General features: G+C 71.9%; 11 protein-coding genes. 10 read left to right on the forward strand and 1 reads right to left on the reverse strand.

Annotated features, from left to right (window positions below):
• Positions 1-156 precede the first annotated feature (156 nt).
• From ACFYO8_RS01330 to ACFYO8_RS01340, 3 genes are all read left to right on the forward strand, one after another.
• Entirely contained in the window at positions 157-336 is a 180-nt protein-coding gene (locus tag ACFYO8_RS01330; RefSeq protein WP_354864102.1) for a hypothetical protein, read from the forward strand.
• Positions 333-1346: a cupin-like domain-containing protein gene (locus ACFYO8_RS01335; RefSeq protein ID WP_354864100.1), complete on the forward strand. Its 1014-nt coding sequence runs from the start codon at positions 333-335 to the stop codon at positions 1344-1346. Before ACFYO8_RS01330 ends, ACFYO8_RS01335 begins: the two co-directional genes overlap by 4 nt.
• 128 nt (positions 1347-1474) lie before the next feature.
• Complete coding sequence (locus tag ACFYO8_RS01340; RefSeq protein WP_354864098.1) at positions 1475-2068, forward strand: VanZ family protein; 594 nt, start codon at positions 1475-1477, stop codon at positions 2066-2068.
• Between the two features lie 79 nt (positions 2069-2147).
• Here the strand turns inward: ACFYO8_RS01340 and ACFYO8_RS01345 are convergent, their stop codons facing one another.
• A complete protein-coding gene (locus ACFYO8_RS01345) occupies positions 2148-4865 on the reverse strand; it encodes a sugar-binding protein (protein WP_354864096.1) in 2718 nt (905 codons plus the stop codon).
• Positions 4866-5392: 527 nt separating this feature from the next.
• Between ACFYO8_RS01345 and ACFYO8_RS01350 the strand changes: the two genes are divergently transcribed.
• The 7 genes from ACFYO8_RS01350 to ACFYO8_RS01380 all read left to right on the forward strand — a co-directional run bounded on the left by ACFYO8_RS01350 (position 5393) and on the right by ACFYO8_RS01380 (position 13989).
• Positions 5393-6541, forward strand: coding sequence for an ROK family transcriptional regulator (locus ACFYO8_RS01350; RefSeq protein ID WP_354864094.1), 1149 nt, complete (start codon positions 5393-5395; stop codon positions 6539-6541).
• 207 nt (positions 6542-6748) lie between these two features.
• Positions 6749-7801: an extracellular solute-binding protein gene (locus ACFYO8_RS01355; protein WP_354864092.1), complete on the forward strand. Its 1053-nt coding sequence runs from the start codon at positions 6749-6751 to the stop codon at positions 7799-7801.
• Positions 7802-7861: 60 nt separating this feature from the next.
• Positions 7862-8938, forward strand: a complete 1077-nt coding sequence (locus tag ACFYO8_RS01360; protein ID WP_355095031.1) for an ABC transporter ATP-binding protein — start codon at positions 7862-7864, stop codon at positions 8936-8938.
• A complete protein-coding gene (locus ACFYO8_RS01365; RefSeq protein ID WP_354864088.1) occupies positions 8935-10683 on the forward strand; it encodes an iron ABC transporter permease in 1749 nt (582 codons plus the stop codon). The genes ACFYO8_RS01360 and ACFYO8_RS01365 overlap by 4 nt, the downstream gene beginning before the upstream one ends.
• Complete coding sequence (locus ACFYO8_RS01370; protein ID WP_355095033.1) at positions 10671-11492, forward strand: creatininase family protein; 822 nt, start codon at positions 10671-10673, stop codon at positions 11490-11492. The genes ACFYO8_RS01365 and ACFYO8_RS01370 overlap by 13 nt, the downstream gene beginning before the upstream one ends.
• 47 nt (positions 11493-11539) lie before the next feature.
• Positions 11540-12994 carry a lyase family protein gene (locus tag ACFYO8_RS01375; protein WP_354864084.1) on the forward strand — a complete coding sequence of 485 codons (1455 nt, stop codon included), beginning with the start codon at positions 11540-11542 and terminating at the stop codon, positions 12992-12994.
• A 95-nt stretch (positions 12995-13089) separates the two neighbouring features.
• Positions 13090-13989: an ROK family protein gene (locus ACFYO8_RS01380; RefSeq protein ID WP_354864082.1), complete on the forward strand. Its 900-nt coding sequence runs from the start codon at positions 13090-13092 to the stop codon at positions 13987-13989.
• Positions 13990-14138 lie beyond the last annotated feature (149 nt).

Consider the following 14138-nt stretch of genomic DNA (forward strand, 5'->3'; position numbering starts at 1 on the left):
TGGCGGGCCGGACGGGGGTGTCCCGGCGGCCGGGGGCGGATGTCCCGGCCGGGGCGGGACCGGGGTATCGGCCGTGCGGCGTGGCGGCGGCGTCCCGGGCCGGGCGGGATCGGCGTCCCTGGTGGACCGGGACGCCGCGCCGGTTGACTGCCGGGCATGACCGAAACCACGCCGGACCACATCCCGGCCCACGTCAAGAATTCCTACGTCAACTGCTCCGAGTACACCCGGGCGCCCCGGCTCACCCCGCCGCCCTCCGAGGGCCGCGCCGACGCCGTGGTGCTGACGCTGCGGCCGTCCGCGCCGGCCGCTCCGTCCGTCGGGGTCACCCGGTGACCGTGGCCGCCGCACCGGGCCTGCTCCCCGTCTGGCGGGAGTGGCTCGCCGAGAACCTGGCGATGGGAGTCGCCGCCGGGCAGGCCCGGGCGGCGGCCGTCGACGCCGGCGCGGACGCCGACGCCGTCGACGCCGAACTGGCGGCGCTCGCCGACCATCCGTACTTCGCCGTCTGCCGGCGGCTCGCGCTGCGTTACGACTGGATGGAGTCGGTGCTGGACACCTACCGGGTGCTGCGCGACGACGACGAGGGCCGCGTCCTGGAACGCCGGGCCGACCTCACCGCCGAGGAGTTCTTCGGCCGCTACTACTACGGCAACCGGCCGGTCGTGCTCGACGGCCTGATGGCGGACTGGCCGGCACTGGACTGGACACTGGACCGGATGGCCCGGAGCTGCCCGGACGCGGTCGTCGAGGTGATGACCGGCCGGGAGGCGAACCCCGACCACGCCTGGCAGTACGACAGGCACCGCACCACCATGGCGTTCGTCGACTACCTGGCGATGCTCGGCTCCGGCGCGCGGACGAACGACTACTACATGGTGCCCCGCAACGAGAACTGGAACGGGGCGCTGCGGGCGCTCGCCGACGACGTTGCTCCGCCCCCGCACCTCGTCGACCCGGCCGGTGGCGGCCATCTGCTGCTGGGACCGGCGGGGACGGTGACGCCGCTGCACGTGGACAACAGCACGGTGCTGCTCTGCCAGGTGCTCGGGCGCAAGCACGTCCGGCTGGTGCCGTCGTACCAGCGGCATCTGGTATATCCCCGCGGCGGGACGTTCAGCGCGGTGGACGCGGCGCGACCGGACCTCGACCGGCATCCCCGGTACGCCGAGGCGACGGTGCTGGAGACGGTGCTCGAACCGGGGCAGATGCTGCTGGTGCCGGTCGGGTGGTGGCACTGGGTGCACGCGCTGGATCTCAGCGCCACCGTCACGTTCCACCACTTCCGGGTGCCCGGTCAGAACCATCGGATGGCCACGCCGCCGGCGGCCCGCGCCGACGGGTGAGGACCGGCGGCGTGCCGGCCGGGCTTCCCGCGTACTCGACGGAACCGGCCGGCCTCGCGGACGACGACGCGCGGCGGGAGGCAGGATGACACCCGGACGGCCGTCGGCCGGACGGAGGTGGAGGCGGCGTGGTCGAGGGATGGCACGGCTGGTTCGGCACGATCACCGGGGTCGTGCTCCTCACGGTGGCCGCGTTGCCGGCCGCCGCGCTCACGGTGTGGGTGCTGGCCCGCCGGCGCGGCGGCGGGGCGGCGGCGTGGCGTAGGTCGGTGGCGGAGGTGGGCATCGTCTACGGGACCGCGCCCTGGGTCTGGATGATCATGCTGCCGGGGGAGCGGGCCGGTGCCGTCCCCGGCCGGGTGAGCCTGGTGCCGCTGCGGGACCTGCTCACCGTCCTCGCGAGCGGGCCGCTGACGGCGACCGGCCAGATCGTCGGCAACCTGCTGGTGTTCGCGGCGCTCGGGTTCTTCGCCCCGCTGCGGTTCGCGGCGCTGGCGTCGGTGCCGCGGATCCTGGCGCTCGCGGCCGGTTGCTCGGTCCTGGTCGAGGTGGCGCAGTACGTCCTGCGGCTGGACCGGGTCTCCTCGGTCGACGACGTCCTGCTCAACGCCGCCGGGGCCGGGCTGGCCGCGCTGGCGTCACGCCGCTGGTGGCGGGAGCCGGCCGAGGCGTCACCGCCCGCGACCGGCGCCGGTTCGCCGATGGGGGCGCGGTCCGGGTAGTGCGGACGGCACGATGGGCCGGACCTGCCGGCCCGGCCCATCGCGGTGCGCACGTCAGGTCGACGCGCTCACCGTCCGGTCAGCTCAGCGTCTTCGCCGCAGCTGTGGTGGCGCCGCCGTGCTCGTACGAGACGAGCAGCGAGGTGCCGGCCGGAAGCGGCCCGTTCAGCGGCAGGACGAGCGTGCCGTCCTTCCGCAGGTCGGCCTTGGCCTGCGCCACGACCTTCGTGCCGTCCCAGAGGAAGGCCCGGGCGGTGCCCGCCTTCTTCACCTGGAGCTGGACCGACACCTTGCTCGCGGTGCTGGTGACCTTCTTGATCTTCACGGTGTCGTCCGGCAGCTTGGCGTAACCACCCGGTGCGACCCCGTCCGAGACGGACTGCAGCAGGGTCTGCGGCGAGTCCACGCTCTGCGCCGCGGTGTCGGGCATGATCGGAGCCTTCGGCGCCGACGGCTTCGCCGCCAGGGCCGGCAGCGTCGCGTTGCCCCAGCGCCACGGGTCGGCCCGTACGCCGCTCCAGGTCGACCAGCCGACCCGGGTCTGCGAGCTGAGGTCCTGCGTGTCCGAGTCGTTGACCAGGATGTTCAGGCCCATCCGGTTCGGGTCGATGGTGTCCGGCAGCACGCTGAACGGAATCTTGACCTCGATCCGGTAACCCGTGTACGGGTTGCTGGTCACCACGGAGGCGATCTCCACACCCGGCGCGGTCTCCGGGCCGCCCTGGTGGTTGTCCCGCTCCCGGGCGAAGCACGGCGGGTTGCCGTTGGCCTCGTCCCTCGTGGCCGGGAAGAGCGCCATGTTGAACACGGTGGAGGTGTTCGCCGAGTTGCCCCGCGGGTCGATGCCGAACTCGATGTTGTCGTTACGCCGCGGACGCTTGCAGTCCTCCGGCGGCAGGACGGTGCCGAGCACGTCGTCGGTGATGGTGAAGATGGCGTACAGGGCGTCGTCGGTGTGGGTGAGCTGGGCGGTGCCGGAGATGTCCGACGCCGGGGCGGCGGTGCCCTCCCAGCGGGTCGAGATGTCGATGACCTCGCCGGTGTACTCGTGGTCGTGACCGTGGCCGTCCACAGTCGGCGCGGTGGCGGCCTTCGGGATCGTGGTGACCGGGACCAGGTTGAACGCGCCGGGCTCGCTGGCGCTGCCACCGGTGTAGCTGGTCTCGATCTGCACCCGGTAGGCGCCGTTGTCCGGGGCCCGGTTGGCCGTCGGCAGCGACGTGTCGGTGTTGGTCACGGTGAACGTCACCGAGGTGCTGGCGCCCGGCTGGAGGCCGCTGTACGGCACCTGCTGCTCGGCCACCGAGAAGCCGGCGGGGACGTTCAGCTTGACCGCGCCGGACTCGACCCGGGTGCCGTGGTTGGTCAGGTTGACCTTGACGCTGCGGGTGCCGCCGCTGGGGATGTTCAGCAGGGACTCGATGAGCGCGTCGAGCTGCTGGGTCTTGTTCCGCACGGTCCACGCGCGGAAGTCGGCGATCTCCTCCAGCGGCTCCAGGGTGCCGCGCACCGGCGCGGTGCCCTGAACCTGGGCGCTGCTGGTGCCGCTGCCGTCCTTCTTGCTGGTCAGCGTGGCGTCGATCTTGAAACGGGTACCCACCTGGACCTGCGCGGGCGGGGTGACCGTGAAGGTCTTCACGACCTCCTTACGCGGGGTCAGGGTGCCGACGTTGCCGTTGCCGCTGACCGTCCAGCCGGCCGGCACGTTCAGGGTGACAGCCGCGCCCGGGATGGCCTTCTCGGCGTACAGGACGGTGTCCACCTTGATGGGCTGGCCCGCCACGGCCTCCCAGGTGCGCGGACGCACGTGGACCTCGGTGCCTAGCGGCAGGCCGCCCGGGGCGCGCACGGTGGCGCCCTGGAGCGCGCCGGTGCCGGCGCCCACGTTCGGGTCCGGGTACGGGGTGCGGGTGTCGATCAGCGTCAGCCGGTTGCAGCCGATGGCGTCGGGATTGGTCGTCGGGAAGGAGCTGTTGCCCCAGCCCTGCGACACGTACTCCCGGCGGGCCCAGGTCTGGACCGTGTTCCACCGGTTGCCGTCGTGGCGTGCCGACTCGTAGCCCTGCCAGGTGCCGAAGACGACGTTGCTGGCCTCGTTCGGGGTGAACGTGGTCTCGCAGGCGGGACCGTTGCTGGCGGTGCCGCTGCCGCCGGTCTGGAAGATGCGGGAGACCCGCCAGGGCGCGAGTCCCTCCTTCTTGATCTGGTCCGGGAACGCCTTCGGGTCGGCCGCCGCGTAGAAGGCCTCCACGGCCAGCATGGCCGCCTTCTGGTGGTTGCCGTGGTTGCCCTGCGTCGCCGAGGGGTTCATCGTGAGGATGACCTCGGGCTTGGTGGTCCGCAGGACCCGCACGATCCGGGACAGCGTCTCCTGGTGGCCCCAGACCTCCTCGGTCAGGGGGGCGCTGGCGGTGTACCAGAAGTCCAGCGCGTCCAGGTTGTAGATGTGCTCGACGCCGGCCCAGCCGACGGCCTTGCGCTCCTCGGCCTCCCGCAGGATGCCGAGCTCCGGGCCCTCTTCGAGGCCGGTGGCGTTGCCGCCGCCCTCGCCGCGGGTGGTGGTGATGACGCCGGCCTTCATGCCGTGATACTCGTTCCAGTATCCGAGCATGCCGAGCTGGCCGGCCTCGTCGTCCGGGTGGGCGCCGATGAACATGATGTCCAGGTCAACCGGCTTGTCGGACTTCTTGGCCTGGGGCTTCGGTGCTGCTTGCTGGGGGTTGGCCTGGGCCGGAGCGGCCAGGCCCATCGACAGCAGACCGCACATGGCGATCGCCGCGCTGGTGCGCCATCTCATGGGCATACCTCTTCGTCTCGAAGCGGGAGTGCTGCGGCTGGACGGTGACGGGCCCGGCGCGGGCCGGCTGACACGTGGCTCGTGCCGGGCCGTGAGGCGGACAGCTGTCCACTGAGGATTGTCGGATCCTCGCTGGTGGTGGTGCTCGACAACGGGGGTGGTGGTGCACGCGCACCGTCACGGCGTGAGCGGTGCGCACAGTGGCGCCGTGTTCGGGCCACCGGAAGGCCTTCGGGCCGTAACCTAGGGATCTTGCGGAGCCGTCGTCAATAGGCTTGGACGACTTTCTTCCTTATTCGAAGAAACAATCCCCCCTGCTCAGGGCGATGGCCGCGCGGTCTTCGGTAACCTGTGGACAGTCTATGTCCGGGTTTGGGACCCCAATGTGGACCGGAGGGCTCGTTTTGCCTGCCATGTCGGTCTGGCCCCGGCCCGCCCAGCTTGTCGGCAGACAAACTCTCCCTGGTCGGCGGACCGAGATCATCTCGTTACTTGACCAGATAATTTTTTCGCACTAAGAATAAAGTGTGTCTGACAAAGCCCCGACCAGCCCGGTCAGCCGTGAGCGGTCCCGTGAGATCAAGCGTCTCTCGGTGATCTTGGCCGCCCGGCAGGCCCGGCGGCTGTCCCGGGTGGACCTCGCCGAGATGACCGGCCTCTCGGCGGCAACCGTGACCGCGCTCGTGCGGGAGCTGGTCGCCGAGGGCTACCTCATCGAACGCGGCCCCGGCGCGCCCACCACCGGTCGGCCCCGGGAGATGCTCGAGTTCAACCCCCGCGCCGAGCTCGTCGCGGCGGTGTCGCTGGAGCCACCCCGGATCAGCTGCGAGATCGCCGACAGCGAGGGCGCGGTCATCGCGCACCGCGTCGCGCGGCTCGGCGCGGACGTGGTGGAGACCGTCTGCGAGTTCGTGCTCGACCTGGTCGGCGACAACCTGCCGTCGCTTCGCGGCGTCGCGATCGCGGTGCCCGGCGTGTCCAGCAACGGCGCGGTACGCCTCGCGCCGTCGGTCGGGCTGGTCGAGGCGTGGCCGATCGGCGAATCGGTGCAGCGGCGGCTCGGCGTACCCGTGGTCGTCGACAACGACGTCAACCTCATGGCCGCCGGCGAGTGCGTGGCCGGTGCCGGCGCGGACGTGGCCAACCTGCTGCTGATCCACGTCGCCGACGGCATCGGCGCCGGGCTCGTGCTGGACGGCAAGGTTCGGCGTGGCGCCAGCGGAGCGGCCGGCGAGGTCGGCTTCCTGCCGCTGGGCGGCGGCACCGAGCGCCGCTACACCGGCGTGGGCGAGTTCGAGGCGCAGTGGTCGGTGAACGCCATAGCGGAGCGGGTGGTCGCGCTCAACCCCGGCCGCCGGCCCGAGTCGCCGGTACGGGAGCTGAGCCGGCTCGCCGCGACCTCGGCGCTCGCCCGCGACTACCTCGACGAGGTGCTCGGCGCCTGGGCCGGGCTCATCCTCTCCTGCGCCTGCGTGGTCGATCCAGGGCTGGTGCTGCTCAGCGGCGCCGCCGCGGAGCTCGACGACGCGGCCCTGGACCAGCTCCAGGCCCTCGTCTCCGCCCGGACCCCGGCCCCTACCGAGGTGCGCCGGGCCACCCTGGGCGACCAGGCCGTGCTGCACGGAGCGATCAGCTACGCGCTCTCGGCCGCGGTTCCCCGACCCTCACTTCCCTGACCACCCCCCGACCCCGGCCCCGGACGACCCCCGACCCCGACACCACACCCACCGCCGCCCACCCCCATCGTCACCGCCGCCGTCGCGGCGACCGCGTCCGTACCCGGACGGCAGGTCGCGGCGCGATGCGGCACGCCCCGGTCCCGGGACGGGACCGCACACCGACTTTCCCGCTTCCGATAGTTCCCCCGCAAAGTGGAGGTTCCAATGAAACGTCGTTTGGCCCTGGCCGTCGCGTTCAGCGCGCTACTCGCCGTCAGCGCGTGTGGCGGCAGCGACGACGACGCGGACGCCGGCTCCGGCAGTTCCGCGTCGGCCGAGAAGGTCGTCATCTACAGCGCCCGCGACAAGTCGGTCACCGACTACGTCGTCGAGCAGTTCACGGCCAAGAACCCCGAGTACAAGGGCAAGGTCGAGGTGCTCAACATGGGTGCCCAGGAGGTGCTCGAGCGGGTCCGCGCCGAGAAGGCCAACCCGCAGGCGTCGGTCTGGTGGGGCGGCACCCAGCAGGGCCTCGCCGCCGGGGCGTCGGATGGCCTGCTGGAGTCCTGGCAGCCGTCGTTCGCCTCGAAGATCGACGCGCGGTACAAGGACGCCGAGGGCCGCTGGTTCGGCGAGATCCTGCTGCCCGAGGTCATCATGTACAACAACAAGGCGCTGACCCCGGAGACCGCGCCGAAGGACTGGGACGACCTGGTCGACCCGAAGTGGAAAGACAAGATCATCATCCGGGACGTGGCCGCCTCCGGCACCATGCGCTCGATCTACGCCTCGATGATCCAGCGCTTCACGGCCGACGGGTCCAACCCGCAGCCCGGCTACGACTGGCTGCGCAAGCTCGACGCCAACACCGTCGAGTACGCCGCCAACCCCAGTGACCTCTACCTGAAGATGTCGCGTGAGCAGGGCGTGGTCAGCGCCTGGAACCTCCAGGACATCCTGCTCCAGGCCAACGAGAAGATGCCGTTCGGCTACGTCATGCCGGCCTCGGGCGCGCCGGTGCTCGTCGACGGCGTCGCGGCGGTCAAGGGCGGCAACAGCGAGGGCGCGAAGAAGTTCCTCGAGTTCCTGTTCGACGACTCGCTGCGGGCCAGCCTGGCCAAGGACTACTTCCAGATCCCCGCTGTCGACATCGCCGAGAAGCCCGAGTGGCTGACCAAGCTCGACCTCAAGCCGATGAACGTCGACTGGAACGTGATCGGCAAGAACGAGACCGCCTGGATCACCCACTGGAACGCCCAGATCAAGGGCAAGGGCTAAGACGCTCGGAACCGGGCCGTGCTCCGGCACGGCCCGGCTTCGTCCTGGAAGGACCCAGAAATGATCGATGTCCGACTGACGGCGGTCAGTAAGCGCTTCGCCAAGTCGAGCGACTCCGCGGCGGTCGATGACGTCACCGTCACCATCGGAGCCGGCGAGTTCTTCACGCTGCTCGGACCGAGCGGTTGTGGCAAGACGACGACGTTGCGCATGGTGGCCGGCTTCTACTTCCCGACCTCCGGTCACATCCACTTCGGCGACGACGACGTCACCCACTGGACGCCGAACAAGCGGGACACCGGCATGGTGTTCCAGAACTACGCGCTGTTCCCGCACATGACGGTGGCGCAGAACGTCGCATACGGGCTGAAGGTCCGCCGGGTCTCCCGCGCCGAGCAGGCCCGCCGCGTCACCGAGGCGCTCGCCCAGGTGCACCTCGCCGGGTACGGCGACCGGCGCATCGACGCGCTCTCCGGCGGCCAGCAGCAGCGCGTCGCGCTGGCGCGGGCCCTGGTCATCCGCCCGCGCACCATGCTGCTCGACGAGCCGCTGTCGAACCTCGACGCGAAGCTGCGCGAGGAGACCCGCGCCGAGATCCGGCGCATCCAGCGGGAGAGCGGCACCACCTCGATCTACGTCACGCACGACCAGGCCGAGGCGATGGCGATGTCGGACCGGATCGCCGTGATGGAGTCCGGCCGGGTCCAGCAGGTCGGCACCCCGCACGAGGTCTACTACCGGCCCGCGAACTCGTTCGTGGCCCGGTTCATCGGACGCAGCAACGTGCTCAGTCTGCCGGTGACCGGCGCGACGGAGCAGCGCGTCCGGGCGCGCCTGCCCGGCGGCGCCACGATCGAGGTCGGCGCCCCCGCCGGACACGGCCTCGCCGAGGGCGACACCGCGCTGGTCTCCGCGCGCCCCGAGCACATCGCGGTCGGCGGCGGCGACGACGCGACGGCGGCCCTGCGCGGGCGGGTCAACCACGTCGAGTTCACCGGCATGGCCACCCACGTGACTGTCGACGTGGACGGCGACGACGTGATGGCCGCCATGGTCGACGCGCCCGCCGGTATCCAGCTCGGCGACGTCGTGGGCCTGCGGCTCGTACCGGAGCGGCTCTGGGTGGTCAAGCCGTGACCGCTGCGAACCCGACCGCCCCCGGCTGGGCGGCGGTCCTCGGCCGGCGCCTGGCCGGCGGGGCGAATTCACGATGGTTCCCCTACCTGCTGGTGCTGCCGCTGGTCCTGGTGCTCTGGGGCTTCGTCGTCCAGCCGATGTTCGCCACCTTCCGCGAGAGCGTCAGCGCCAACGGCAGCGACAACTACCTCCAGTTCCTCTCGTCCTCCGGGGTGGCCCGCGAGTCGCTGTTCACCTCGCTGTTCATCTCGGCCGCGAGCGTGCTGCTGTGCGGCGTCGTCGGCGTGGCGATGGCGTTCCTGCTCAAGCGGTTCCACTTCCGCGGCCGGCGGCTCATCGAGGCCTTCATCCTGGTGCCGGCGGCCCTGCCGCCGCTGATCGGCGCCGTGTCCTTCCAGCTGCTCTACAGCAACATCGGCATCGTGCCGCGCGGCCTTCAGGCGCTGCTTGGCACCGACAAGCCGGTCCTGGCCTTCGACGGCATCGCCGGCGTGCTGGTGGTGCACACGTTCACCATGTACCCGTTCTTCTTCCTGGCCGCCTCGGCGGCGCTGGCCGGCATGGACCCGTCGGTCGAGGAGGCGGCGTACAACCTCGGCGCGAGCCGGGTGCGCGTGTGGCGCACCGTCCTGCTGCCGATGCTCACCCCGGCGCTGATCTCGGCGTCGCTGCTGGTCTTCATGACGTCGCTGGCGTCCTACACCGCGCCACTGCTGTTCAACGTCAGCCAGACCATGACGATGCAGATCTACATCAACCGCACCAACGGCGACCTGCCGATGGCCTCGGCGTACGCCTCCGTGCTCGGCATCGTCTCGATCATCTTCCTGCTGTGCATGCGCTGGTACGAGGGGCGGCGTAACTACCAGTCCCAGTCCAAGGGCGTCTCGGCGGTCCGGCGGGAGATCACCAACCCGATCGGCCGCTGGCTGGCCCCGCTCGCCTCGGTGCTGGCCACGCTGGTCCTGCTCGCCCCGGTCGGCGCGATCGCGCTCGTCGCGTTCTCCGAGGACCGGTCCTGGACCACCGAGGTGCTGCCGCCGACGTACACGTTCGAGAATTTCGTCACCATCTTCACCGACCCCAAGGCGTTCCAGCCGATCCTCAACTCGGTGCAGATGAGCCTCCTCGCGGTCGTGGGCTGCGTGGTCATCGGCGTGCTCGTCGCGTACGCGGTGCGGCGGCTGAAGTTCGTCGGACGCGGCCTGCTCGACGTGGCCGTGATGATCGCCTGGGCGCTGCCCGGCACGGTCGTGGCGATCAACCTGATCTCGGCGTTCAGCACCGGCAACGCGTTCAGCTTCGGGCAGGTGCTGGTCGGCACGTTCTGGATCCTGCCGCTGGCCTACTTCGTGCGGTTCCTGCCGATCGTGTTCCGGTCCAGCTCCGCGACGCTGGCGCTGATCGACCCGTCGCTGGAGGACGCCGCGCGCAACCTCGGCGCCTCCTGGCTGCGCGCGTTCTACACGATCACCGTGCGGCTGATGCTGCCCGGCGTGCTCGCCGGCGCGCTGCTGGCGTTCGTGCACGGTGTCGGCGAGTTCGTCGCCTCGGTGCTCATCTACACCTCGTCGACGGTGCCGATCTCGGTCGCCATCAACAACCGCATGTACAGCTTCGAGCTGGGCACCGCGGCCGCCTACGGCATGCTCCAGGTGCTGCTCATCTTCGTGGTGATGTGGTTCTCCGGGCGGCTGGAGAGCAGCCGTACCGCGACCCGGAGGGCCGAGCAGTGGACGAACTGATCGAGCGGTGGCGGACCGGGGGAGGTCTGCTCCCGGTCACCCGGGTGCCCGGGCACGCGTTCGCCGCCGTGACCGAGGCGGCCGACCTGGCGGTGCTGCCGGTCGGCGCGGTCGAGTGGCACGGTCCGCACCTGCCGATCGGCACCGACCTGATCCTGGCCGAGGGCTTCGCCGGGGAACTGGCCAACGGGTCCGCCCGGGCGGTGCTGTTCCCGGCCACGCCGTACGCCGCCTGCCCGGGCCAGACCCGGCAGTGGCCGGGCACCGTGGCGCTGCGGCCGGAGATCGCCGTCGGCTACCTCGCCGACGTGCTCGCCGGCATCGTCGAGGCGGGCTTCACCCGGGTGCTCGTGGTCAACGGGCACGACGCCAACATGTCCACCGTCCGCGCCGCCATGGAGTGGGTGTCCGGGCGGCACCGGGCCAGCATGATGCTGGCGAACTGGTTCCAGCTTGTCGGCCCGGACGAGACGACCGACATGTTCGGGGAGCTGCCGGCCCGGGGGCACGGCGGCGCGTACGAGAGTTCCGCGGTGCTCGGCTTCGACCCGGACGCGGTGCGCCTGGACGCGGCGCCGGACCTGCCGCCGAAGCCGAAACTGCCCGTCCCCTACCCGTACGTGCTGGTGGAGTCGCGGCCGGATCCCTGGCAGGGCTGGTCGGGCCACGTCTCGCTGGCCGGCCGGGAGGCCGGCGACCGGATCCGCGTCACCGCCGGCGCACGCCTGCGCGAGCTGGTCGAGGCGTGGCTGGCCGCGCCGCTGCCCGGGCCGCCCGGCGCCGACCGGCCGGACCAGACGACCGGATGACCACGCGCGGCACGCCGCACGACAACGCACCACCTCGGGAGGCCACCATGAGCCCGTCACTGACCGTCTACCAACAGCACCATCTGCGCGTCGTGTTCGACCACCACGTCGCCCACCTCTACCCGGCGATGGTCACGGCCAGCAAGGCCCACGTCGTCATGCTCGCCGAGCAGGGGCTGATCTCCGACGAGGCCGCCGCGACGATGCTGCGTGGCCTGGCCGCCCTCACCGGCGACCGGCCTGAGGAACTGGAGTACGACGGCAGCGTCGAGGACGTCTACTACACGCTGGAGAAGCGTCTCGCCGCCGCGGCCGGCATCGAGGTGTCGCAACTGAGCGTGCAGCTCGCGCGCAGCCGCAACGACCTCGACGCCGGCGTCTTCCGGATGGTGCTGCGCGACCAGCTGCTCCAGGTGCTCGACGCGCTGCTGGCCACCGGCCGGACCGTGCTGGACCGCGCGGACCGGCACGCCGACGTGGTGATCACCGGCTACACGCACCGCCGCCCGGCCCAGCCGACCAGCATCGGGCACGTCTTCGCCGGCTACGCCGAGGCGCTCGCCGGTGAGGCCGCCGCGTACGCCGACCTGCTCGACGAGATGAACCGCTCGCCGCTGGGCTCCTGCGCCTTCGCCGGCACCGACCTGGACATCTCGCCCCGCCGGCTGGCCGACCTGCTCGGCTTCGACCAGCTCATCGTCAACTCGTACGAGGCGGTGGCCGGCGCCGACCACCTGGTCCGGGTCGCCACGCTCAACGCGCAGGCGCTCGCCACCGGCGCCCGGCTCGCCCGCACCCTGATGGACTGGCTGAGCTGGGGCTGGGTGGTCACGCCCGCCGACTTCACCCAGGGCAGCAGCATCATGCCGCAGAAGCGCAACCCGGTGGTGCTGGAACACCTCGTCTCGATGGCCGGCGCCGCCGCCGCCGACGCGGCCAGCGTGCTGAACAACGTCGGCGCCGCCTGGTGGGAGGACTCCAACAACGCCACCACCGACGTGCAGGCCCGGCTCTGGGACGGCGACGACCGGGCGTACCGGTTCTTCTCCCTGCTCGGCGGCCTGATCGAGAAGCTGGACCCCCAGCGCCCGCCGTCCGGCGAGGAGATCGTCGCCTCCGGCGCCACCACCACCGCCGCCGCCGACGCGCTGGCCCGCCACGGCGTGCCGTTCCGGGGCGCCCACTCGCTGCTCGGCCGTCTGGTACGCGGCGGCGCCCCGGCCACCTGGACCGGGGAGCTGGTCCGGTCCACCGCCGCCGACCTCGGCCTGACGCTCGACGACGCCGCGGTACGGGACCTGCTGGGCGCCGCCGTCCGCCCCGAGCTCGTGCTGCGCCGGGCCCAGGCCGACGGGCCCGGCGAGGCGGCCGTCCGGGACCAGGTCGGGCGACTGTCTACAATGCTCGACGCGGTGCAGGAGCGGGCGCAGGCGTTGCGCGACCGGCTGACCCGTGCCGACGCGGCTCTCGCCGAGGCGGTCGCGGCGAGGGTAGGCCCGTGACGGGCCGGCCGACGCCGCTGGCCGTGGTCGCGGACGTCGTGTCGCGGCGACCACGTGATCTGGACCGACGGCCCGAAGGGCGATCTGACATCACCATGGAACGACCGGCAAATTCGCGCCTGCTCGGCATCGACTTCGGCGGCACCAAGATGGCCATCGGTGTGGGCGACACCGACGGCCGGCTGCTCGTCTCCGAGCGCCTGCCCACGAACGCCGAGCAGGGCGCGCAACAGGCCCTCACCCGGGCGCTGGACCGGGCGCGCGACCTCGCCGAGCAGACCGGCGGCACCATCGTGGCGGCCGGCATCGCCTCACCCGGCATCGTGCACGACGACGGCATCGAACTGGCGCCGAACGTCCCCGGCTGGGAACGGCTGCGGCTGGCCGACGCGGTCCGCGCCCACCTGAACGTGGCGCACGTGCGGGTGGTCAACGACCTGAAGGCCGCCGCCCACGCCGAGCTGCGGCTCGGTGCGCTGCGCGACGCCGACCCGGGACTCGTCGTCGGGCTGGGGACCGGGGTGGCCGCGGCGGTCACCGTCAACGGTGAGGTGCTGCCGGGCCGCCACGGCGCGTCCGGCGAGATCGCCTACGGACTGACCGACCTCAGCTGGCCGCCTCGCCTGGAACCGATGCTGGAGGCGACGTTCTCCGGCCGGGCCCTGGACGAGCTGGCGCAGCGGCTCGGGGTGGACGGCCGGGCGGCCGGCCTGTGCGCGGCCGCGGAGCAGCCCGGCCCGGTACGCGAGCAGCTCCGCCGGCGCGTCGACGAACTGGCCCGTCAGCTGATCACGTGCTGCCTGCTGCTCGACCCGCAGCGGATCGTGCTGGTCGGCAGCGTCGCCGGCAACGACCTGGTGCGTGAGCTGCTCAGCGAACGGCTCACCCACACGCTGCCGTACCCGCCGGAGATCGTGCTGTCGGACTTCGCGCAGGACGCCGCGCTGCTCGGCGCGCTCGCCCTGGCCACCGAGGCCCAGCCCGCGGTGGTCTGAAGGCGACCACCGGGGAAACGCCGCCGGGCGGGGCGCGCAGCTGTGTGCCCCGCCCGGTCCGCGCCGGCCGGCTCATGTGCGGAACGCGGCGGCCGCCTCCTGGATCTGCGGCCCGGTCGCCGAGGACCCGCGCCGGGCCGGGACACGTC

Source organism: Micromonospora sp. NPDC005257, from assembly GCF_042872445.1.
Taxonomy (GTDB): Bacteria; Actinomycetota; Actinomycetes; order Mycobacteriales; family Micromonosporaceae; genus Micromonospora.